At 69.2% G+C, this 22,857-nt stretch carries 18 protein-coding genes; 8 read left to right on the forward strand and 10 right to left on the reverse strand.

The window, feature by feature from the left end:
• Positions 1-134 precede the first annotated feature (134 nt).
• Both IH25_RS0132645 and eccE read right to left on the reverse strand, forming a co-directional pair.
• On the reverse strand, positions 135-923 hold the full coding sequence (locus IH25_RS0132645) for a hypothetical protein (protein WP_051754315.1): 789 nt from the start codon (positions 921-923) through the stop codon (positions 135-137).
• Positions 920-2,257 carry a type VII secretion protein EccE gene (gene eccE / locus IH25_RS0132650; RefSeq protein WP_078844542.1) on the reverse strand — a complete coding sequence of 446 codons (1,338 nt, stop codon included), beginning with the start codon at positions 2,255-2,257 and terminating at the stop codon, positions 920-922. The genes IH25_RS0132645 and eccE overlap by 4 nt, the downstream gene beginning before the upstream one ends.
• Before the next feature lie 197 nt (positions 2,258-2,454).
• On the opposite strand from eccE, the gene eccB reads away from it, so the two are divergent.
• The 3 genes from eccB to IH25_RS0132665 are packed head-to-tail and all read left to right on the forward strand — an operon-like array spanning position 2,455 to position 5,899.
• On the forward strand, positions 2,455-3,984 hold the full coding sequence (eccB, locus tag IH25_RS0132655; RefSeq protein ID WP_030619089.1) for a type VII secretion protein EccB: 1,530 nt from the start codon (positions 2,455-2,457) through the stop codon (positions 3,982-3,984).
• An 11-nt stretch (positions 3,985-3,995) separates the two neighbouring features.
• The gene (gene mycP, locus IH25_RS0132660; RefSeq protein ID WP_051754317.1) at positions 3,996-5,291 is read left to right on the forward strand and encodes a type VII secretion-associated serine protease mycosin; all 1,296 of its coding nucleotides are present in this window, start codon (positions 3,996-3,998) and stop codon (positions 5,289-5,291) included.
• Positions 5,291-5,899, forward strand: a complete 609-nt coding sequence (locus IH25_RS0132665; RefSeq protein WP_051754321.1) for a hypothetical protein — start codon at positions 5,291-5,293, stop codon at positions 5,897-5,899. The genes mycP and IH25_RS0132665 overlap by 1 nt, the downstream gene beginning before the upstream one ends.
• A 141-nt stretch (positions 5,900-6,040) precedes the next feature.
• On the opposite strand, the gene IH25_RS0132670 is transcribed toward IH25_RS0132665, so the two are convergent.
• The 4 genes from IH25_RS0132670 to IH25_RS0132685 form a co-directional block, all read right to left on the reverse strand.
• Positions 6,041-6,667 carry a hypothetical protein gene (locus IH25_RS0132670; RefSeq protein WP_245172958.1) on the reverse strand — a complete coding sequence of 209 codons (627 nt, stop codon included), beginning with the start codon at positions 6,665-6,667 and terminating at the stop codon, positions 6,041-6,043.
• The gene (locus IH25_RS41435; protein WP_157847061.1) at positions 6,654-7,211 is read right to left on the reverse strand and encodes a hypothetical protein; all 558 of its coding nucleotides are present in this window, start codon (positions 7,209-7,211) and stop codon (positions 6,654-6,656) included. The genes IH25_RS0132670 and IH25_RS41435 overlap by 14 nt, the downstream gene beginning before the upstream one ends.
• Positions 7,212-7,258: 47 nt before the next feature.
• Positions 7,259-9,589, reverse strand: a complete 2,331-nt coding sequence (locus tag IH25_RS0132680) for a hypothetical protein (protein ID WP_030619103.1) — start codon at positions 9,587-9,589, stop codon at positions 7,259-7,261.
• Positions 9,590-9,663: 74 nt separating this feature from the next.
• Positions 9,664-10,182: a hypothetical protein gene (locus IH25_RS0132685; protein WP_030619105.1), complete on the reverse strand. Its 519-nt coding sequence runs from the start codon at positions 10,180-10,182 to the stop codon at positions 9,664-9,666.
• Positions 10,183-10,500: 318 nt separating this feature from the next.
• Here IH25_RS0132685 and IH25_RS0132690 point away from each other — a divergent pair, with 318 nt between their 5' ends.
• The 5 genes from IH25_RS0132690 (at position 10,501) to IH25_RS0132710 (ending at position 14,967) form a co-directional block, all read left to right on the forward strand.
• Positions 10,501-11,049 (forward strand): hypothetical protein, encoded by a 549-nt coding sequence (locus IH25_RS0132690; protein ID WP_157847062.1) that lies wholly within the window; start codon positions 10,501-10,503, stop codon positions 11,047-11,049.
• On the forward strand, positions 11,046-12,872 hold the full coding sequence (locus IH25_RS0132695; protein ID WP_030619111.1) for a WXG100 family type VII secretion target: 1,827 nt from the start codon (positions 11,046-11,048) through the stop codon (positions 12,870-12,872). The genes IH25_RS0132690 and IH25_RS0132695 overlap by 4 nt, the downstream gene beginning before the upstream one ends.
• Before the next feature lie 54 nt (positions 12,873-12,926).
• On the forward strand, positions 12,927-14,165 hold the full coding sequence (locus IH25_RS0132700) for a S8 family serine peptidase (protein ID WP_078844543.1): 1,239 nt from the start codon (positions 12,927-12,929) through the stop codon (positions 14,163-14,165).
• 119 nt (positions 14,166-14,284) lie between these two features.
• Positions 14,285-14,626: a WXG100 family type VII secretion target gene (locus IH25_RS0132705; protein ID WP_030619118.1), complete on the forward strand. Its 342-nt coding sequence runs from the start codon at positions 14,285-14,287 to the stop codon at positions 14,624-14,626.
• Between the two features lie 38 nt (positions 14,627-14,664).
• Positions 14,665-14,967 (forward strand): WXG100 family type VII secretion target, encoded by a 303-nt coding sequence (locus IH25_RS0132710; protein WP_030619120.1) that lies wholly within the window; start codon positions 14,665-14,667, stop codon positions 14,965-14,967.
• Between the two features lie 89 nt (positions 14,968-15,056).
• Here IH25_RS0132710 and IH25_RS0132715 read toward each other — a convergent pair whose 3' ends face one another.
• The 4 genes from IH25_RS0132715 to eccCa form a co-directional block, all read right to left on the reverse strand.
• Complete coding sequence (locus IH25_RS0132715) at positions 15,057-15,686, reverse strand: hypothetical protein (RefSeq protein WP_157847063.1); 630 nt, start codon at positions 15,684-15,686, stop codon at positions 15,057-15,059.
• 69 nt (positions 15,687-15,755) lie between these two features.
• Positions 15,756-18,038: a DUF6571 family protein gene (locus IH25_RS0132720; protein ID WP_030619127.1), complete on the reverse strand. Its 2,283-nt coding sequence runs from the start codon at positions 18,036-18,038 to the stop codon at positions 15,756-15,758.
• A 5-nt stretch (positions 18,039-18,043) separates the two neighbouring features.
• Positions 18,044-18,493 (reverse strand): hypothetical protein, encoded by a 450-nt coding sequence (locus IH25_RS0132725; RefSeq protein WP_030619130.1) that lies wholly within the window; start codon positions 18,491-18,493, stop codon positions 18,044-18,046.
• Between the two features lie 73 nt (positions 18,494-18,566).
• Positions 18,567-22,532 (reverse strand): type VII secretion protein EccCa, encoded by a 3,966-nt coding sequence (eccCa, locus tag IH25_RS0132730; protein ID WP_030619132.1) that lies wholly within the window; start codon positions 22,530-22,532, stop codon positions 18,567-18,569.
• Positions 22,533-22,857 lie beyond the last annotated feature (325 nt).

A 22,857-nucleotide genomic window follows, 5' to 3' on the forward strand; every position in this document is an offset into this window, starting at 1 on the left:
CACCGGACGCCGCACCTCGGCAGGCCCGCCCGCCTCTCCGCGCCCGCCGGGCAGGCCGGCACCCGCCCGAAGACGCCTCAACCGCCCCACCGGGCCACCAGGACACCCGAACAAAAGGGACGCGCAAGGGCAGTTCAGTCCATCCGGCGCGGTGTGCCCAACAATCCGATCTCGGCGTCCGTGGGTTGCGTCAGCACGTACTGCCGGTCACGGTCGGTGCACCACAGGGTGACCCCGTCGGGCAGCGCGGGCAGCGACTCCACCTCGGTCCGCGACAGCCCCATGGTGCGCCCGAGTTCGGCCGCCTCGTCCGGCGAGACCCGCTGGATGCCGGCGAGCCGCGCCTGCCGCAGCAGCCGGGGCGCGACCGGGCTCAGATACGGCAGCAGCGTCAGCACCGACTGCCAGGGACCGGAGACCACCCGGCCGCGCGGGGGCCGCATACCGCAGTCCCGCACCACCAGCACCGGCGTACCGGCGGAGGCACCCTGCGGCGGCACCCGCCCGACGTCGTACACCGACAGGCCGTTCTGCCCGCCGCCCATCGCGTGCACCATCTGCATCCAGGCCTGCGGCCGGCCGGTCTCCACGGCCACCCGGGCGCCGGTGGCGGCCGAGCGCAGCGCCAGTACCTGCGCGGTCCACAGGCCGCCGATCAGGACGACGTCGTAGGGCGTGGGCCGGTTGATGCCCAGTACGGCCGGCTGTCCCTCGGCGTCGACACCGGCCACCACCCCGTCGTCCCCGATGGGCAGGGCGAGCGCGTCCAGTTGCTGCACGGGCAGCCCGTGCCGGCCGTGCCGGGGCCCGATCAGGCCCAGCCCGTGCCGCAGCCGGTCCACCGTCCGCCGCAGCCCGGACGGCTCCTCTGCCGCGGGTGCCGCCTGGCCCGCCACCGGGGACGTCGTCGGAATCGTCGTCACCGCGCACCTCCGAGGGGCAGAGTGGCCAGCATGCCGGGCAGCTGCTCGCGGTCGAGCCGGGCCAGGCCCGCACCGGACTGCCGGGCGGCGGCCTCCAGCGCGCGCCGCGCCGCCACGAGTTCGTCGTCACTGCGCCCGGTCACCCGCAGATGCCCGCACAGCGACACTTCCTGCCGCTCCCCGGGCGCGAGCGTCAGACTGAACGTGGTCGCCAGGGCCGGTATCGCCGTGACCCGGGCGACGAACTGGGGCAGGGACTCGGCCCGGCCGCCACCCAGCGGGGGCCAGCGCCGCACCCAGTACGTGGTGTGCCGCCGGTTGTCACAGCGCCAGCTGCGCCCCGACTCCTCCGTGCGCCGCTCCCGGGTCTCGCTGCGCCCCGCCTCCGCGGTGACCAGCGGGTTGGCACAGGCGGAGGTGGCGAGGGCGGCGACCAGCTCCTCCTCGTCCAGCACCCGGGCGCGGAACCCGGCGCCGGTGAGCCGGCTCGCCAGGTGGTCCGCGGCCCGTACGACGCACTTCTGCGCGCCCTCCAGCCCGCCGCCGCGCGCGGCCACGGCCTCCGCGCACAGCTCGGGATCCAGCTTCAGCGCGATCCAGGTGATGCGCACGGCCGGGGCGCCGGTCTGCTCCTGCAACGGGATGTAGTTGGCGACCGCCACCGACTGCTGGGGCAGGTGCAGCGCGGGCGCCGGCTGCGTGTGCAGCACGATCTGCGCCGACTCCAGGCGGATGCCGTCCACCTCCAGCGCGTCCCGCACCAGGCCCAGCGGCAGCGGCTGGCGGCTGCGCTCGGCGCGCAGCGCGGTCGCGTCGGCCTCCACCTGGAGCACGGCCGTGACGAACGTGCCGTCCCCGGCGATGCCGACCGGCCGGCGGTCACGCGCGCCGTACGAGTACGTGCGCAGGGCCGGCTCGCACTCCACCGCCGGGACCAGACCGGGCTCCGTGCCCGGCGGTATCGGGGTGTTCGCGGCCCGCTTCTGCCGCGCCCGCAGCTCCCGCGCGGTGGCGAGCCACTCCGGCAGGGACCGGCCCCGCCGCCGTACGAAGGCCAGCAGGAGCAGCACCAGCGCGACCACCGCCGCCGGCACCAGGGCCGCCATGCCGACGGCCCAGCCGACGAGCAGCACGGCCGCCGCCAGCTCCACCAGCACAAGCCGTTGCAAACGGAACGACCCCGCCTGGCCCGGCCGTTGCCTGAGCCCGGGCGTGACCTGCTGGCGGTCCGCTCCGCGCCGGGCGGACGCGGCGCGCGGCGCGGACCCGGACCGAGCCGCACGACCTCGCGCCGCCGACCGGCCGCGCGCTCGCGTCCGCGTTCCGGAAGCCATCACTGCATCCCCCCGTTTTGCTCACAACTCGCTGGAACCAGGCCACTGAACAAGGCCCTTGAGGGCCCAGGTACCCTACCCGCTCCACGAGAGCCGCTCCGTACCAGGCATAGTAGGGGCCGGGTCCGACAACGGAGGGCGGGGGAGCGTGGTCCCCGGGCGCGCTCCGCGTGAGTCACGGGGAGAAACAGGCACAGATGGCATCTCGGCGGGACCAACTCAACGCCTACACCTTCGCGAAGCGCCGCATGCTCGCGTCGTTCGTGCAGTCGTCACCGGATGCCTCCGACGAGGGAGCGCCCCGGCCGCTGCGCGCCATCCTGCCCGGCGCGATCGTCGGCGTGGTCGTGCTCGCGGCCTTCGGTGCCTGGGGGATGTTCAAACCGACGGCCCCGCAGGGCTGGGACGCCCCCGGCCAGAAGGTGATCATCGCCAGCAAGTCCACCACCCGGTACGTCGTCCTGAAGACCGAGGGCAAGGTCCAGCTCCACCCCGTCCTCAACATGGCGTCGGCCAAGCTCGTCCTCGACACCCAGAGCGATGTCGACGTGGTCACCGTCGACGAGTCGGTCCTCGACAACGGCAAGATCCCGCACGGCGTCACCATCGGCATCCCCTACGCCCCCGACCGGCTGCCCTCCGGCAAGGAGGCCGGCGCGGCCAAGGAGTGGGCCGTGTGCGAGCGCCCGAGCGGCAGCGGCGGCTCCGTCCAGAAGGCCGCGTTCGTCCTGGCCGAACGGGACCAGGACAAGCTGAAGGGCGGCCGGCAGAAGCTGCGTGGCGGCGAACTCCTCTACGTCGCCACGCCCGACAAGAAGCAGTACGTGATCGACGCGCAGGGCCGGGCCTACCCCGTGGACGCCGACGACAGCCTGCTGCTCCAGACCATCGTGGGCGCCGACCGCACCCCGCAGCGGGTGACCAAGGAGTGGATCGACACCCTGCACCCGGGCGACCCGATCAGCTTCCCGTCGGTCACCGGGGTGCCCGGCGCCGCCGCGAACGCCCCCGGCCAGCTGGACGCTCAGGCCAACCGCGTCGGTATGGTGCTGCGGGCCCCCGTCAACGGCCAGGAGCAGTACTTCGTCGTCCTGCCCGGCCGGGTCGCGCCCGTCTCCGACTTCGTCGCCCAGCTCCTGCTGGCCAGCACGGACCTGGTGAAGCTCGGCCAGGCCGGGCACGCCCAGGAGGTCAGCGCGGGCGCCATCACCCGGGGCGAGCCGTTCGCCGCCGAGCACACCTGGCCCACCGAGAAGCCCAGCGCCGTCAACAACCCGGCCACGGCCGACGGCAGCCGCAACACCGTCTGCACCATCCTCAACCACGTCGACCCCGACAACGGCGCCACCACCCTGAGCACCTGGGCCGGCACCGACTTCCCCGCGGTGCTGCCCACCGGCTCCTCCAGCGCCTACGTCACCGCCGGCTCCGGCCAGCTCTACCGCCAGTTCCAGGGCCGGGAGACCAAGGCCGGCCCGGTCTTCCTGGTCACCGACACCGGCCTGCGCTACGCGCTCCAGTCCAACGACGACAGCGCCGGCGTCGACAAGGGCATCGGCGTCAGCGACAAGCAGCGCAAGCAGCTCCAGCAGGAGGCCAGGCTCGCGCAGACCCGCCTCGGCTACGCCGACGTGAACCCGGCGCCCATCCCCGCGCCCTGGTCGAAGTTCCTGCCGACCGGCCCCCGCCTGTCGACCGCGGCAGCCCGCCAGCCGCAGGGCTCGTGAGGGGCACGCCGATGACGTCCCCGACCCGCACCCGTACGACCCCGACCCCCCTGACCCGCACGGCCACCCGTACGACCCTGACCCGTACGACTCTCGTGGTGGCGACCGCGGCGATGGCCGCCACCCTCCTGACGGCACCCGCGGCCGCGGCGGACACCGCCTCCGACCAGTGCACGTTCGACAAGACCAACCACAAGTACGCCGGCACGCCCTGGGCCCTGCAACGCGTCAACCTGGACGAGCTGTGGACCCAGTCCAAGGGCAAGAACGTCAGGGTCGCCGTCATCGACACCGGCGTGGACACGGCCAACCCCCAGCTCGCCCACGCCGTCGACGCGTCCTCGGGCGCCAACTTCCTGCCCGCCAAGGACAAGAAGGGCCAGCCCATCGACCGCGGCAACAACAAGGGCACCACCGACACCGTGGGGCACGGCACGCGGGTGGCGGGCATCATCGCGGCCCGCCCCATGAAGGGCACGGGCTTCGTCGGCCTGGCCCCCGAGGCCACCATCATCCCGGTCAAGCAGAACGACGCGGACGGCAACGGCACGGCCGCCACCCTCGCCCAGGCGATCCGGCACGCGATCCGGGTCAAGGCCGACGTCATCAACATCTCCCAGGACACGGCCAACGCCGCCTCCCCGGACCCCGACCTCCAGCGCTCGGTGAACGAGGCCCTGGCGGCCGGCATCGTCGTGGTCGCCTCGGCGGGCAACGACGGCCTGGGCGGCAACCGCAAGAAGACGTACCCGGCGTCGTACCCGGGAGTCCTCGCGGTGGCCGCGTCGGACCGCAACAACGAACGCGCGGCCTTCTCCCAGTCCGGCGACTTCGTCGGCGTGGCGGCCCCGGGCGTCGACATGATCTCCACCGTCCCGAAGGGCGGCCACTGCCCGGACAACGGTACGAGCTTCTCCGCGCCCTACGTCGCCGGCGTGGCCGCGCTGATCAAGGCCAAGCACCGGAACTGGACGCCGCGGCAGATCGTGGCCCAGATCGAGCAGACCGCCGAACGCTCCATCGCCGGCCACGATCCCCTGGTCGGCTGGGGCGTGGTGGACCCGGTCCGCGCGCTCACCGAGGACGACCACCCGGTAGAGTCCCCGCACCCCGACGCGGGCCTCACCCACGCGGAGGCACCCACCCCCGCCAAGCTCACCCTCGGCGAGACCCCGCGCGAACGCACGGCCCGCATCGCGACCTACGTCGCCGTGGCCGTGGCGGTCCTGGTGGCGGTCCTGAGCGGCGGTGCGGTGGCGGTACGCGACGCCCGCCGCAGGCGCCGCGCCCTCCGGGAAGGCGCCTGATGGACACGCTGGACAAACTGAACGTGCTGAGCCTCGTCCTGGCCGCCGTGCTGGTGGCCATGGCCTGCGTGAAGTCGGATCGGGTGCGCTCCTGGCGCGCGAACATCAACCCGTCGGCACCCGACCTGCCCGACTCCGCCTTCGTCGCCGCCCGAATCCTCTTCCTGACCCTGGCGGGCATCGGCGTCTACACGGCCGTGCAGGGCTTCGGCGTCTCCGACGACGCCTCCTGGAGCGACGGCGAACTGACCAGCGCGGTCCGGCAGACGACCGACGACCTGAACGGCTACACCTTCCAGGCCGACGACGCGGGTACCCCGCTCGGGTTCCCCGGCTACGCGTCCCTGATCGAGGACAAGATCCTCGAGTACGGCGGCGGCGACGCCCCCGGCTACGGGGTCACGGTGGACCCGGCCGAGACCAACACCCCCGCGAAGGCATCCTTCACCATCACCGCCGACGGCACGGACACCGCCTTCTGCACCCACCTCACCCGCACCCGCTCCAAGCAGGACGACTACACCCCACCAGGCATCACAGGCGGCGAGGGAACCCTGACATACCAGGGCTACCGCCTCACCATGTCCTCGGAAGAGGGCGGCTGCTGACGAAGACCGCGCCCACATTCCACCCGAAGGAGTGAACGGAGACGGCGCGGTCCCCCCGACGGCCGAGAGCCTGAGCCCGGCCACGGCATCCCGCTGAGCGCTACGCGCACACGCATCGGATCACCCGGCCGGAGCAGGTGTTCATCCCGCCACCTTCGCCGGCGCGTCACACTTCGCCTGCCGGTGCGCGAACAGCGCGGCGCCGCGAGCGAGCGAGCTCAGCCCATCTCGCACCTCGGCATCCGCGGCATCACCGCGCCGCTTGAGCTCCACGACGACGCTCAGATGCTCACGGGGGCCTTCGTCACGGCACGGCACGTAAATGGCGGCGATCCTCTCCGAAGCGACCGCCTTGTCACCGGCCTGGAACGACGTCACCTCCGAGGGCGCCGACGCGTTCGCGACCACGTCCTCCACCCACTCCTCGGCCTTGTCGTACCCCACCATCTCGGCCGTCGCCACGAGCAGCATCTTCCCGCCACCGTTGACGAAGCAGGACGTCTCGTACGTACGGTCGGTGTCGTCGATACGGCGATGCATGACCTGATCGTCGAAGGAGTACGAGGACTCGCCGGGCAAAACCTTCCGCAACGCGTCAGCCGCCCCGGCCGAGCCCCCCAAGGTCTTACAGACAGCCGCGTCCTTGATCTCGCCCCGCTCCCCATCGAACGGGGGAGCGCCGCAGGCGTAGGCCAGTCCGAAACCAAGACCCACCACACCTACGACGCCACCGGCGGGCGAAAGCAGCGGTCGTTTACGCATTGCCATGGGTGAGCAGAGCACGGCAAGCGTCACCTCTGCCCACGGCCGTTGCGTAGCCCTTGATGAAATCGTGCACCGACGACGCCTTGACGTCGTGCGAGGTGCGCACGGTTGCCCAGACAGTGCTGTTCGCCGAGGGGGAGCCGGCACACTCGACGAGACTGACGGCGCCGGTCTTCGAGTAGATGGTGTGGCCCCCGTCCGCCCGGGTGTCGGTCGGTTCCACACCGTAGGTGGAGGAGGCGACGTCACCGACGCCGGTGTTCGCGTCGTGCTTCTCCATGCTGGTGGACAGGACAACCTTCCCGTCCACCACAATCCGGCAGCGTTTGACACCGACCGACGACGTCGGCTGGGCGCTGACCTTCTTTCCGGGTGGCAGCAGCGGCGCCAGCAATGAAGAGGCCATATGGGTGCCGCAGACATCACTTGGCACGGCGTACTCACGCGTAGGCGACGAGGACGAGCAGGACGTTGTCAACGCGACCAGCAGCCCTGCCCCCAGAAGAGCGACCACGGAGCGGACTCCGCGCCCGGAGATGTTGTGCATATCGCCTTCCAACGCAGTGAGTGAGAGCACGTTCAACCGGCCCCGGCTCAGTCCGGGATCTCGGTATCCATGTCCTTGGCCATCGCGTGAATGTCGGTGTTGGCGTCGTTGAAGCCGGTGGCTGTCCCTTCGCTGACCCACGTATCGATCTGGTCGGTGTAGTCGGCGTGGTGAGCCTTGGCCGCTTCGTGAGCCGCCTTGTAGTTGATGTTGGTGGTCGAGTCCTTGATGGTCTCCCACCGAGTGGCGATGTCCTCACCGGCCTCGGCACGGTACTGGCCGGAATCGTCCTTGTAGAAGGCCTCCAGCACCATGGATGTCACGGTACCTGCGGCGCCGCCCACGCCCGCGCCGACCGCAGGGCTGGCGATGAAGCTCGTTCCCACGCCGACCCCCGTCCCGACGAACCCCGAGATGAAGTTCTTCTTCTGGCTGACGGCGTAGTCGTAGTCGCTGTCCTTCTCGCCGGCGGGGCCGAGAACGGCCTCCTGCCGCCCTTGGGCGAGCAGACCGCTGAACTCACCCGCCTTACGGGAGATACTCGTGATCGTGTCGTGCGCGTCGTGCGGATAGCGCTGGTCAGCGGGCAGGTCCGGGTTCAGGTGGTAGTCCATCAGGCTCGCCGTGTACGCCTTCTCACCGACGCTCAGCGCGGCGTAGCCCTCGGGGTTCTGGCTGACCGTGACCAGGAACCGGGTCACGGCGCTGTGGTCGAGCTTGGCGTCCGTACCGGCGAGCGGATACAGCAGGTCCCAACCGGACTTGCCGTCCTTGACCGTAGGACCGTCGGCCATGGCACGGTGGATATCAGGCAGGTACTCGGCACCGATCTGGCCGAGGCTGTCCGACATGTACGAGTGGTCCTTCACACGACTGGGGTCGTCGGAGACGGAATCGACGATCGCCCGCATCAGTTTCGCCTGATCGGCCGAGTGAGGCGGCGTGTCGTCGGTGGGCATCTCGCCCGCCGGATGCCCCGTAGTGGCGGCTTCCAGGGCCAGGGCGAGGTTGTTCTGGCCGGTGAAGAGGTCGTCCCCGTGGGAGTCCGTCTCCGGGGGCCAGTCGCGCTCCTCGAACAGGTACTGGAAGTTGGACAAGGACACCTTGCCCTTCTTGCCGTTGCCGTCCGTGTCCCGTTCGAAGGGGTTGTCCGGGTCATCCTTGGAGATGTACTGCTGGTTGAAGAAGTCGGTGGCCGCGTCGGGGCTGTTGGACAGGCCCTTGAGGTAGCCGGTGAGCGGATCGTTGCCGCTGTCGTCGCCGATCCGGTTCAGCCATGAACTCGCACCCGAGAGCCGCCACATCAGGTTCTCGTGGTCACCGTTGCCGGTGAGCTTCCGTTCCGTGGCCATCAGCTTGGTGCCGTAGTCCTTCAGGAACTGGTCGTCGTAGTCCCCGGTTCGCATGAGGTTGCTCATGACCTGGAAGCCCATGGGGCCGCCGCCCCGCTCGCCGTGCAGCGGCTTGTCGCCGATGTCTATCATCTGGCGCTTCCACTCGGCCATGGCAGCCGAGTCGCTCTGCGTCGCGTGGGCCAGGGTCAGGCCCAGGTTCCGCTGAAGGTCGTCGAACTGGTCGAGGCGCTTCCGCCCCAGCTCGTAATTGCCGCTGTGCGGATCGCTGATCCCGGTCCAGAACTCCAGGGTCTTCTGCGGCCCGAGGTCGGTGGCGAAGCGCTCGGCGAACAGCGGGTCGTTCGCGTACTTCTTCAGACCGTTGTTGATCTTGTCGAAGTCCTCGACCGACAGCTTGGACGGGTCCTTCTTCGCGAGCTTCGCCAGCTCGTCGGCCTCCTTGACGGCCTGCGCCGCCGAGTCCCGGTCCTTGTAGCTGGCGTCGGAGAAGCCCATCGAGCTCTGGTCGGCGATGGCCATCAGCACCGTCTTGGCGGAGTTGTCGCTCTCCGTCGCCTTGCTGAGGATGCCCTGGATCTCGTCGCGGAGGTCGTCGACGTCCTTCTGGTTGGTCGCGCTCTTGTTGCCGCTCGGGTCAGAGCCCCAGTCGGGCCGCGTGTTGCCCATGACCGTGAACTTGCCGCCGCCCGCGTCGACGACGGTCAGGTTCTTCTTCTGACCGCGCGAGACGGCGTCCGTCAGCTGCTGGTGGAACGTCTTCAGCTCGTCCCGGGTGTCGAGCAGGATCTTGTAGATGGTGGTGGCCTGCGTGTGGGCGTCACCGAACTCGCCGGCCGTCTTGCCCACGAACTCCCGGGAGACCTGGGCGTTCACACCGGCCCAGTCGGCCTTGATGGCAGCCTTGTGCAGATCGTCCTCGGCGTCCTTCTTCAGGTCCGCGAGGTGCTTCACGAGCGTCGACCAGTCGCTGACGGCGTCGTCGAGCAGCTTGAAGTTGGCGTGGTAAAGAGCGTTGAAGTCCATGCGGTGTCGTCATCCTCGGAAGTAGCGGTGCCGGCTGGTACGGAGGGAGGCCGCGCGGGCTCCTCCCGGGGCCGCTACTCCTTCTTCTCGCCCTTGCTCTTCTCGCCGTAGACGGAGTTCTTCTCGCCCGGCGCCCCCACCCGCTCGTCGAACCCGTCGTCCAGGGCGTCGATGCTGCTCATCTGGCGCTGGATGTAGTGCTCGTCGTTCGCGTGCACGGCCTTGGTGGTCTGCATGTGGTTGGAGATCTGGGCGCAGGCGTCCATCAGGGACTTCAGCTGCTCTTCCCAGCGGTTCGACACGTGCTGGAGGCCTGCGCCGAGGGCGAAGCCCTGCTTGGTGAGGTCACCGGCTGCGGAATCGCTGCTCGGGGTCGCCACGCGCGCCTTGTCCCACAGCTGGTCGTACAAGTGGTGGGCGGCGCTGCCGATCTTCTCCAGGTCCTTGTGGCCGACCTTGAGGTCACCGGTCTTGCTGGGGATGACATAGGGGCCGTACGTGCCGCCGCCCCCGTCGACATGGTTGAGCTGCATATGTGCCGACTGCCCCTGGGCAGCCTGCGTCTTGAGCTGCTCCCATTCGTCCCATGCCATGGAAGGGCCCCTTCCCCCGTGGTTAGTCCGGTGCCGGCACAACCTAGCAACCAACGCCATGGAAAATTTGCACCATGTCCACCATGTGCGATCTGTCGGACGTGAAAATTCGGCGGAGGGTGCTGCTCTGGGGTGCGGTTCCGGGATCGCGAAGTGCGGACCCAGGCCACTCGGACGGCTTCGGCCGCCGTACGCGTGTGAAGCTTCTGCGTAGAAAACGAAACCCTTCTGTCGTTATTGACCGCCTTGTCGGTATCCGGTGGCTCATGAGTCGGTCACTTCGGGACAGCTTCGCAACTGAACCGTCGCATAGTTCAGTTGGCCGCCATTTCCGCAGTGACTACAGTGGTCCGCGACGGACCGGTGCCGCGGCCGGGTGCCGCCCGGTCCGTCCAGCTCTACCAACGGGGAAACGGGGAAGGGGTCGCGGTGGGCGACGGTGGCGGCTCGGGCATGAGGCGTGGCATCGATGCGCTGCAGGAGTTCAAGAACAAGCTCGACGGCGCGCTGAAGGACTTCGAGGGCGGCCAGGGAGGTCCGTCCCAGATCGCGCAGCAGACGCTCAGCCGGTCGTCGTTCGGAGGCACGAATGCCCCGTTCGACGAGGCGACCGATCTGCACACGGCCTACGAGACCGTGCACTCACGCCTCACTCACCTTTCGAAGACCCTGGGAATGCACATCGAGGCCCTGAAGCTGGCCTCGCACGCGGCGGATGCCACCTATGACGGGACCGAGGCCGAGGTCCACCGTCGGTTCTGGAAGATCCGTACGGAACTCGACGCGCAGTACCAGGACGAGGTGCAGAAGGCCGCCGGCAAGCAGAGGGCGGAAGGCAAGTCGACGGGGAAGACGGACCTCACGTGAGCGACGACTGGAAGAAGCAACCGGAGTACAAGTCCGCTGCGCAGCAGGTCGACAAGGAGGTCGGCCAGCAGGTCAAACCCATCACGACCGCGCAGAACATGCTGGCGAACATGCCGTTCTTCGGCGGTGTCCGCGTCAACCTCGTCGGATCGACGAACTTCGAGGGCCACAAGCTCAACGACATGATCGACCTGGTCGAGCATGCCAATCCGGAGCACCTCGAACTGACCAGCAAGTCCCTGTTCGACGCCGGCAAGGACATCCGCAAGGCCGCGTCGGACCTGGAGCAGCACCTCAGGGTTGACTGGGAGGGCGAGGGTGCCGAGGCCTTCCACAAGTACACGCAGAAGCTCATCCACTACACCAACAGCCTCGCGGGATACGCCGACGCGGCCGGCACCCACCTCTCCGTAGCGGCCACGGGACTCGCCTCCGCCCGCAGCTCCATGCCGCCCAGGGACACCCGCCCGGCGTCCGAGCAGAAGCTGCCCACCGAGCTGCCCAAGGCCAAGCAGGTCGACAGCAACCCGGACTACGTGGCCGCGCTGAAGGTCGAGAAGAACCGGCAAGAGGCCATCAACCAGATGAACCGGCTGGCCTCTTACTACAAGGTCGCGGCGATAGACCTCAGCAAAGAGAAGGAACCGGAGCCGATCGAGCCGATTCCGGGCATCGGGGTACCCAAATCTTTTGCTGACGAGGGTAGGGAAGGATACGGTTCAGGGTCGACGTCGTCCGTGTCGACACCGAGGGCTGTGGTCCGGGGCGATACCGGTGAAGGCTACGCCGGTGCGGCCACGTCGCACGGTACAACGGCCCACGGACACGGGACCGTTCCGCCGCTCGGGGAAGTCCACGAGCCCGGTGCGCCCTCCGGCCACGAGGTCGGCACGGAGATCAACACCACGACCACCCTGCCCCCGCAGGTACCCACCGCTCCGTCGCCTACTTCTCCGACGCCCACTCTGCCGACGACCAGCGGCGGCGGGCCGATGCCGCCCCTGCCCACCGGGCCGATGGCGCCTCCGGTCGTGCCGACCGGTCGTACCCCCGGTTACGGGCCGGGCGGTCGGCCCCCGATGACCGCGCAGGGACGAACCGGCCCTGCGGGTACCGGAACCGGCCGAGTGCCGCAGGGGCCGGCGGGCCAGCCGGGGCGTACCGTCTCCACCGGCCGTGTCCCGCAGGGACCGGTGGGTCAGGCGGGACGTTCCGTACCGGGCAGCCGGGTGCCGCAGGGACCGATGGGCCAGGCCGCTCGTGCGATGGGACGCACGACCCCCGCGGGGCAGCCGGGTGCACGGGGGCCCGTACAGTCCGGGCGCACCCCGGCAGGCCGCCCCGTCACCGGCGGTACGCCGAGGGCGACCGGCACCCCTGGCGGACGTCCGGGAACGACCGGGCCCGCAGGCCCCGCGCGCAATGGCGTCGTGGGGGGCAAGCCCGTTACGGGCCGTACGTCCGGAAGCACGGCCAACCCCCGTGTCCCGCGCGGTATGGTCGTCGGCGCTGAGGAATCAGTCTCCGCCACGCCGCAGAAGGGCTCCATCGGTCAGCGAGGCGTCGTCGGCGCCCCCACGACGAAGCCGGGAATCGGCGTGGGCCAGGGGGTACTCCGCTCGGCCGGCAACCCTGACGGTGCCATCGGAGCACCCCGCGGTTCGACGAAGGGCTCAGAGTCCAGTGGCTCCGGGCTCGGACGTGGTGCTGTGGGCGGCCGCCGGGGCTCGGACGGCGAGACCGGTCGTACCGGCGGGGGTGCCGAGAAGGAACAGCGCCGCCCGTCGCAGCAGCGGCGCGATGCGCCGAAGACCAGCGACTGAACACGAGCGAGGACACAGACAGGCATGAAGCCAGGGACCGGCCGACGTGGCCCGATGACGGCGCTCCTGACGAGGCGTAACGCACGGCGCCTGTCCGCCGTGTGTTCTGCACTCGGTGCGCTCGTCGTCACGTCGGCGACGCTTGCTCCGGAGGCTGCAGCCGTCGATATCCAGTCCAAGGAGTGGTACCTGGACTTCATGGGTGCTGACGACATCTGGAAGATCAGCACGGGCAAGGGGGTGAAGGTCGCCGTGATCGACAGTGGCGTCAATCCGGCGACTCCCTCCCTCAAGGGGCAGGTGCTGGTGGACGAAGTGCCCAAGTCCGTGTCTTATCACGTCACCCATGACAAGGATGGGCACGGCACTTCCATGGCTGAGATCATCGCGGGCACGGGAGCCGGCGGCGGTATTAAGGGCCTCGCTCCGGGCGCTAAGATCATTCCCTTCCGCATTGATGGTGGAAGGCTCGTGGGTGAGGAAATTGCCAGGACACCCAGCGTTCCCAAGGCGATTCGGGCAGCTGCCGACAGTGATGCGAAAATCATCAACATGTCCTTTGGGGGCGGGGACGTCCACGATGGCACGGACACCGCTATTAAGTACGCGGTTTCCAAGGGGAAATTGCTTTTCGCCTCCATCGGTAACGACGGCGACAAGGGCAACATGCCCTCCTATCCGGCTAACTTCCCCGGCGTCGTAGGTGTGTCTGCCCTTGACAAGACCGGAACCGTGGCCAAGTTCTCCACGTTCGGGAATTACGTGGATCTCTCGGCGCCGGGCCTGCACATCCCTTCCTGGTGCGATGGCACGTTCATGGAGTACTGCGACACCCGGGGCACCAGCCCCGCCTCCGCCATCGCCTCCGCGTCCGCCGCGCTGATCTGGTCCGCTCACCCGGACTGGACGGCCAACCAGGTCCTGCGGTCCCTCGTCGACACGGCCGCCCGTGACTGGCCGAAGGACACGCCCAGCAAGTACCTCGGCTACGGCGGTGTCCGTCCTCGCCGGGTGCTGATCAACAAGAACATCGACCCCGGACCGCCCGACGTCGATCCGCTTGCCGCCGAGAACGGCACGTTGTCGGCGTCCCCGAGCCCCTCGGCCAAGAGTCCGTCCGGTAAGCCGGGCAAGGAGGCTGGTTCCGCCAACGGTCCCACCGCCGCTGCCGCCGCGAAGGACACCGATTCCGGTAGCGGCACTCAGACCTGGGTGATCATCGGTGCCGTAGCCGCCGTACTGGTCATCGGAGGCGCTGGTTTCGCCGTGCTGCGCGCACGCCGTAACGCCTGAGCGGTCTCCCGTATGCCTGCTCATTCGCCGAGTGAGCAGAGACCCGCTTGCCGTGAGTGCTGATGCTCGTCATGCGACTCAGCGCCCGGCAAGGTCAGTTCACAGAGAAAGGCATGGAAATGGCGACGCAGCGCCAGAAGGTAAGTGACAAGGACATCATCGTCCTCGAAAAGGAGCTTCTGCACCGTTTCGAGGGCATCAAGGGTCAGCTGAAGGAACTGCAGGCCCTGATCGACAGCCTGGAAGGCAACTGGAAGGGTATCGGCGCCGGCGCGTTCAACGCCAAGCAGACCGAGATCAACGAGCGCATGGTGCGTATCGGCAACATCCTCGCCAAGTTCATCGAGGCGATGAGCACCACGCGGAAGATCAAGGACGGCACGGAGGACGAGGTCCGCGCTCAGGTCCAGAGCATCGACGTCAGCGTCGGTGGCGGTACCTCGGCGCTGGCCGGCTACTGATCCCTGCCAGGTCACCACTTCTCAGCAACGGAGCAATCATGGGCGTCAACAACAGCGGCGAGCTCGAAGTTTCCTACGGCAGTCTCGATGAGACCGCCACCCAGCTGGCCAACCACGCGCGACGGCTCGAAGAGGGCCTCGAGGCCATCAAGCAGAAGGTCGCCGGCGTGGCCAGCATGTGGGAGGGCGAGGCCCACAACGCGTACACCGAGCAGCAGGCCGCCTGGGACCGCGAGGCGCAGGGCATCCACGAGGCCCTGGTCCAGATCGGCAAGGTCGTGCACGCGGCCGGCGGTGACTACCAGGGCGGCGACCGCAAGGCCGCCAGCTACTTCATGTAAGCCACACCGGCACAGGCAGCGCAAAGGGGTGGGCACGCGCGGGAGGTGCCCACCCTTTGTCATGCCGGACGGGCCAGCGCGTCCGCTTCTCAGCGGGTCGGAACCACTGCCGGCAAATCGGCCTGCGAAGCGCACCCCGCGATGTGGGCAACTTTCCGGGAGATGGAATTGAGGATCACCATGCGATCGTGATCCATGCTGTCACCCCGCATGTGTCCCGGGGGCGAGAAAAGCTCCGCCTTCACATATTCTGTGTCACCCATGTAAGCGCCCTCGGCAGGCGCCTTGGTGGGGCACTGGAAGAAGAGGTCAGCCCCGTTCGGTCCCACCTGTGCAAAGCGGCCCACCGGATACGTGACTTTGTCGGTATCGGAATCCTTGCGGGTCTTTGAGGGGTAGCCTTGGGAGGCCGAGAACCGGATCTCAAGGAGCGGTTCCCCGCTGTCGTCACTTGTCTTGTACACCCAGCACGCGCTTCGCTGGCGGTAAGCGTCGTGCAGGTGTTTGACCGCGTTCCTCAGAGAGAACGCGGTGGTTTCATCCCTCGTGCCCGCTCCAGCGGATTCCTCGAACCTGTCCGTTCCGGCAAGGCGCCGCAACGCTTCCGCTGCCGGAGCGTCGAATGCCCCGTCGCAGACCCTGCTCGCGGTCGCCGGCGTACCGGGCGATTCTGTCGCTTCCTTATCGGAGGTACCGCCGCATGCTCCGGTGAACAGCACCGCGACAGTGAGCGAAAGCGCCGCACCACATGCACGACATGTTCGGTCTCGCCACACTCTCATCCCCACTCAGTCCTTGTACGGAGGCCGGCCTCGGTAGTCGTTCTCATGGGATCCGGTGCCCAGGTAACTGCTTTTCGTTTCCTGGATCCACTGCTGTTCGTCGGCCACCTCCCTAGCCGTCGGGTGATCCTTGAAGTACGAGTCGTAGACCGATCCGATGTCGTCGACACCCCGGCCGTAAAACTGCCGACTGCTCATTTGGGAGGGCACGAGCGCATCGGACTCGGCGTCGTCCGTCGCCTTGTCGATCGCGTGCCCGAGCAGGGTGTTCGCCGCGTTCGTGATCGTGTCGGCGGCGACGGGGGCGATGACGACCGCGGCGGCGGTGGAGCCCGGTAGCGGGAGGGAGGCGACACCGCCGGCGACGACCGAACCCACCAGCAGTTTCTTCCAGTCGGCCGACCGCCCGAGGGCCTTGTTGGCTTCCTCGGAGTTCTCACCGTAGGTGGTCGCCGCCTGCTCGACGCGCGAGTTGTCCAGGATCCCGCGGGCTTCGGCACCCACCGACATGATGTCCCGCGCTTGGTTCATGTGGGCGTCGCTGGTCGGCGGGTGGGCGTCCAGCATGCTCAAGGTGTAGAGGTGCTGCGCCGCCGTCACGGCCTTGTGTGAGCGTTCGTCCTGCCCTAGGACGCTCAGGAAATCGATCGCACCTTGGTTCCCGAACCGCGCGCGCCCGCCGTAACGAGCGGGGAAGTCGCCCGCGTCCTTGCCGTGATCACCGATGCCGGACAGCTCGTAATCAAGGTCGTCGATGTACGCGCCGGCCATCTTGCCGAGGCTGTCCGCGAGTTCCGGTTGACCATGCAGCATCTTCGGCCCGTCCTCGCCGCCGTAGAGGTGGACGACCTGCTCTATGACACCTGCCGTGGCCGCCGTACGACGATCACCCGCTGCGACCTCTTTCGGCGAGGCGTCGGCGGGGTACCCGGTGGTGGCCGCCTCCAGGGCGCGCCCGAGCGCATCCCGTCCGGTGGCGTGGTCGTGACCGCCGCCGAGCGAGGCGTCGGACACCCAGACGCGTTCCCTGACCAGGTACTTCAGGTGATCGTTGACCTCGGAGTCCTTGTCGACGGTGACGCCCGTACCGCCGGGCTGAGCGAAGAACTGCGTGGACGCGTCCGGGTTGTGTGCGAGAGCTTCCAGGAACCCGGTGACAGGATCTCGGCCGCGGTCTTTCTCATGATTCCAGTAATTGAGGTCGCCTTGGTTGACGTTGTTGACCCAGGCGTTGATGCCCTGCCCGTTCATCTTCTTGTCGTACGCGAGGAGCTTGTCACCGTACTGGTTCAGGAACTGGTCGTCGTAGTCACCGAAACGCATGAGACTGCTCATGACGGCGTAGCCGGTCGGGTTGTTCGCGTCATCGATGCCGAGCTGGCCGGGGCCTAAGCCGATCACCTGATTCTTCCAGCTCCGCATTCTGTCGCTGTCGGAGAACGTGGCCCGGCCGATGACGACCCCGAGATTCTTCTGCAGCCGCTTCGCCTGCTCGGCCCGGTCCGGGGCGTAAGTGCTCTGGTAGGGGTCCGCGATGCCGGCCCAGAAGGTGAGCAATTTCTTGGGGCCGACCTGTGTGGCGAACTCTTCGGCGAAGAGTGGATCGTTCTTGTATCTGGCCAAGGCGGCATTGAGTCCGGCGAGTTCCGTGCTCGTCACCGCATGGGGATCCTTGGCGAGGATTTCCGCCATCCGGTCGGCGTCCGCGATCGCCCTGGCGGCGTCGTCCCGGTTCTCGTAGTGGGCGCCGGAGAATCCGTACGCGGACTGATCGACAAGCAGCCTGAGTGCCTTGGCGGCGGTGCTGTCGCTCTCGGTGGCCTTGCTCAGCACACGCTGGATCTCGTCGCGGAGATCGTTGACGACCTGTTGGCTGACGGGGCTCGTGTCACCGCTGGGGCCCGTCACCCAGTCGGGCCGGGGGTTCCCCGTGACGCTGAACGTGCCGTGGCCGGTGTCGATCACCGTGCAGTACTTGTACGGGTCGCGCCCGAGGATCTCGTTCAGCTGGTCGCGGTAGCCGAGGAGTTCGTCGTGGGTGTCCTTGAGAATCTTCGTGATGGAGTCCGCCTGGACGTGGGCGTCCGCGAACTCCTTCGCTGTCTTGTCGACGAACTCGCGACCGACCTGGGCGTTCAGGCCGGCCCAGTTCGCCTTGTCCGCACGGGCCTTGAGGTTGTTTCGGGCGTCCTCGCGGAGGGTGGCGAGCTTCTTGGTCATCTCCTCCCAGTCGGCGATGGCCTCCCCGAGCTGGGCGAACCGGCCGTGGCGTAACGCGTCGAGATCCATCGTGCTCAGCTGCCGTTCCGCTCGTCGAAGCCGTGATCCAGCTCGGTGATGCTGCTGAGCGTGCCGGCGATGTGGGATTCGTCGGCGGCGTGCTGGTTCTTCGTGTACCGCAGGTGGTTCGAGATGTGGGCGCAGGCGTCCAGCAGCGTCTGCGCCTGGCCGATCCAGCGCTCCGCGACATGGTCGAGGGCGGCCCCGACGTCGAAGCCCTGACTCTTCAGCCCTCCGGCCGCCGCCATGGACGAGAGGCGGGCGTGGTCGCTGAACCGGCCGAAGTCCTGGAACAGCTCGTGTGCCGCGGAACCGATCGCGGCCAGATCGTTCTGGTGGACGGTGAGGTCACCGCGCGGGCCGCCCGCGCCTGCGGCGCCGGGAGCCAGTTGATCGAGGCGTAGGCGCGTCGACCGGTTCTGCACCGCCTCCGCCTTCAACCGCTCCCACTCGTCCCAGCCCATGCGCGGCTTCCTTCCGTCTCCTCGGTGCTCCGCCCGGACGCTCGGCTGTCCAAGCTACCGATGGCGGAGCGCCTCAGTACTCCACTTCCACCAACCCCGTCTGAACCAGCGGCTTGCCCCGTTTGCGGGAGACGAAGACGCCGCGGCCCGGGGGCATCGGGCGGTGGCGGACGCCGCCGAGGATGTCGCCCTCGGCCGGGTCGCCGGCCAGGACCAGGCCCTGGGCGCCGAGTTCCTTCATGCGCTGCATGAACGGCTCGTACGAGGCCCGGCCCGCGCCCGCGGAGGAGCGGGCGATGATGAAGCGGACGCCCACGTCGCGGGCGAACGGCAGCATCTCCGTCAGTCCGCTGAGCGGGTTGCCGCTGGAGGTGGAGACCAGGTCGTAGTCGTCGATGACGACGAACACCTGCGGCCCCCGCCACCAGCTGCGGTCCCGCAGCTGCTGCGGTGTGACGTCCGCCGTCGGCGTGCGGCGCTGCATCAGGTCGGCCAGCGCCGCCATGTGGTGGTCCATCTGGCTGGACATCGGGATGTACTCCGCCAGGTGGGACGCGGGGGTCACGTCCAGCAGGGCACGCCGGTTGTCGACCACGAAGAACTTCGCTTCGTCGCCGCCGTACCGCAGCGACAGCTGCCTGATCAGCAGCCGCAGCAGGTTGGACTTGCCGGACTCGCTCTCGCCGAAGATCAGGAAGAACGGGTCCTGGTCGAAGTCGACGAACACCGGCTCCAGGTTCTCCTCGTCCAGCGCGAAGGCGACGCCCCGCCGCGGGAACCGGTCGCCCGGAGGCAGCTCGGCCGCGTCCAGCCGGCGCGGCAGCAGCCGTACCTTGGGGGCGCCCGGCGCCTGCCAGTGCCGCCCGACCTCGGTGGTCAGCGCGGCCGTGGCCTCGGCCAGGTCCGTGTCGGAGGTGAGGCCGTCGATGCGCGGCACCGCCGCCATGAAGTGCAGCTTCTGCGGGGACAGACCGCGGCCGGGGACCCCCGCGGGCACGTTCGCCGCGACCTTGCGGTCGATCTCCGAGTCCATCACGTCGCCCAGACGCAGCTCCAGGCGGTTCATCAGGTGGTCCTTGAGGTTGGCGCGGACCTCCATCGAGCGGGACGCCGTGATGACGAGGTGGATGCCGTAGCCGAGGCCGCGCGCGGCGATGTCCAGGACCGCCGGCTCCAGTCCCTCGTAGTCCGTACGGAAGTTGCCCCAGCCGTCGATGACCAGGAAGACGTCACCCCAGGGCTGGTCGGTGACCGAGATGTCGCCCCGGGCGCGCCGCGCGCGGTAGTCGGCGATCGAGGCGATGCCGGCCGTGCGGAAGTACTCCTCGCGGCGGGTCAGGACGCCGTACACCTCGGAGACGGTACGGCGCACCCGCTCCGGGTCCAGCCGGGAGGCGATCCCGCCGACGTGCGGCAGGCCGTCCACCGCGGCCATACCGCCGCCACCGAAGTCGAGGCCGTAGAACTGCACCTCGTGCGGGGTGTGGGTGAGCGCGAAGGCGCAGATCAGGGTACGCAGCAGGGTGGACTTGCCGGACTGCGGGCCGCCGATGATCTGCATGTGGCCGGCCGCGCCCGAGAAGTCCAGCATGAGGCGGTCGCGGCGCTGCTCGTACGGCTTGTCGACCAGGCCGGCCGGGACCACCAGGCGGCCCGCGCCCTCGTAGTTCGGCTGGGTCAGGCCGCGGCCCGGCACCGCCGCCAGGCCCGGCAGCAGCGCGTCCAGCGCGGGCGGGCTCTCCAGTGGCGGCAGCCACACCTGGTGGGCCGCCGGGCCCTGCGCCTCCAGCCGGCGCACGATCACGTCGAGGACGGTGTCGGCCAGCGCCTCGTCCACCTCGGGCTCGGACTCGGTGCGCTGCTGCGGGATCGCGGTGTACTGCACCGGCACCTCGGTGGCCGTGAACAGCACCGGGCGGCGGTCCACCGGGAGCCGCCCGCCGGACAGGTCCGTCCGCCGGCCCCCGGAGCGGTACACGCCCGAGACGTAGGCGGCCTTGAACCGGACCATCTCGTCCGTGCCGTACTTCAGGAAGCCGGAGCCGGGGACGTTCGGCAGTTCGTAGGCGTCGGGGACGCCGAGCGCGGCGCGGGACTCGGCCGCGGAGAAGGTGCGCAGACCGATCCGGTACGACAGGTAGGTCTCCAGGCCGCGCAGCCGGCCCTCCTCCAGGCGCTGCGAGGCCAGCAGCAGGTGCACGCCCAGCGAACGGCCGATACGGCCGATCTGCACGAACATCTCGATGAAGTCGGGCTTGGCGGTCAGCAGCTCGCTGAACTCGTCGATCACCAGCACCAGGGACGGGATCGGCTGGAGCGGGGCACCGGCCGCGCGGGCCTTCTCGTAGTCGTGGATGTTGGCGTAGTTGCCCGCGTCGCGCAGCAGCTCCTGGCGGCGGTTCAGCTCGCCGCGGATGGAGTCGCCCATGCGGTCGACCAGGGTGAGGTCGTCCGCGAGGTTGGTGATGACCGCCGCCACGTGCGGCATCTGCGCCATGCCCGCGAAGGTCGCGCCGCCCTTGAAGTCGGCGAGGACGAAGTTCAGCGTCTCGGAGGAGTGGGTGACCGCGAGGCCGAGCACCAGGGTGCGCAGCAGCTCCGACTTGCCGGAACCGGTCGCGCCGACGCACAGGCCGTGCGGGCCCATGCCCTCCTGCGCGGCCTCCTTCAGGTCGAGCATCACGGGCCGGCCGTCCTCGCCGAGTCCGATCGGCACCCGCAGGCGTTCGGCGAGCGCGCGCGGGCGCCAGGTCCGCTTGGTGTCGACGGAGGCCGCGTCGCCGAGGCCCAGCAGGTCGGTGAACTCCAGGTTGGCGAGCAGCGGCTCGTCGTCGTCACCGCCGGAGGCCATGCGCAGCGGCGCCAGCTGCCGGGCCAGCGCCTCGGCGGACTCGTAGGACAGCGCGTCCGGGCTGCCCTCGTACACCTCGCCGTGCCCGGACTCCAGGCGCAGCAGGCCGGGCTGGACGACGATGGACAGGTCGCCGCCCGCCGTGGTCAGCTCGCCGGGCACCACCTCCAGGACCGTGACGCCCTGCAGGCCCTCCGGGTTCGCGAGCACCGAGTCCGGCAGCAGGGACAGGTCGTCCAGGACGAGCACGATGTGCGGCTCGTCCAGCAGCGGCGCGGCGGCGGGGTGGAAGCGCGGCCGGCCGGTCAGCCGCGTGGCCAGCAGGTCCTCCAGCTCGCGCGGGTCGGAGCCGATCAGCCGGCGGGAACCCGCGCCGTCCACCGCGCCGGGCGCCTGGGCGTGCGGCAGCCACTTCACCCAGTCCCAGTGCGCCAGCGCCTCCCGGCCCGCGGCCACCGCGATGACCAGGTCCTGCGGGGAGTGCAGCGAGGCCAGCGAGCCGACCAGGGCGCGGGCCGAGGACCGTACGGACTGCGGTTCGCCGCTGACCGTGACGTGGTAGAAGGCGCGCAGCGACACCGCCATCGGCAGCTCGCCGACGGTGCCGTGCGCGGCGAGGAAGCGCTGCATCGCGCCCGCGGTCAGCGGCTCCAGCTGCTCGACCGGTCCCGTCTCCGGGGCGATGAGCGGGGTCGCCAGCGGCTGCGCGCCCAGCCCGATGCGGACGTGCGCGAAGTCCTCGTCGCCGGGCCGCCGCTCCCACACCCGGCTGCCCTCGGCGACCAGCGCCCACAGCTGCTCGGGGGAGGGGTGCAGGTAGTACTGCGCGTCCCGCTGCTTCCGCGCCGTGGCCACGGCGGACCTGCGGGTCTGCGACAGATAGCTGAGGTAGTCGCGGCGCATGTCGGCCAGCTGGCCCTGGGAGCCGCGGCGGAAGCGGACCACCATCGCGATGGACATGGCCACCGTCGAGGCGATCATGATCATGCCCATGATCTTCATGAACGGCTGGCCGTTCGTGAAGAAGAAGACCACCGAGCCGCCCATGCCCAGCGTGGGCAGGAGCTGCATCAGCACGCTCTCCTGATGCCCCCGCGGCAATTCGGGCGGTGGCTGGACAACGACCTCTTCCGTGGGCACTTCGGACGGAAGCGCCCTAGGGGGGCGCTTGACGACAATCTGGCTCACCGCTCACCAATTCCCTTGCCCGACCCAGGCTTTCCGCCCGCCGCCCCGTGTCCGGCGAGCGCAGGCCGCCGCGTGATCCTACTGAGTTCACGCGGGTCGGGTGGGCGGTAGGGTGCCGGATGTTCGCGTGAGCACACGCCGAGCAGGCCGGATATACCGGGACGAACTCCTCGGGGACGAGGCGGGAAGACCCCGGAATCCCGGCTTGCGGCACCCGGGCCGCCGTACGCCGGGCAAACCGGCACGGGACCTTCACGACACAGCCGCACCATCACCACCGAGCACGACACAGCACCATCAGCACCGAGCACCACACAGACGCATC

Source organism: Streptomyces achromogenes subsp. achromogenes (assembly GCF_000720835.1).
In the GTDB taxonomy this organism is placed as follows: Bacteria; Actinomycetota; Actinomycetes; order Streptomycetales; family Streptomycetaceae; genus Streptomyces; species Streptomyces achromogenes.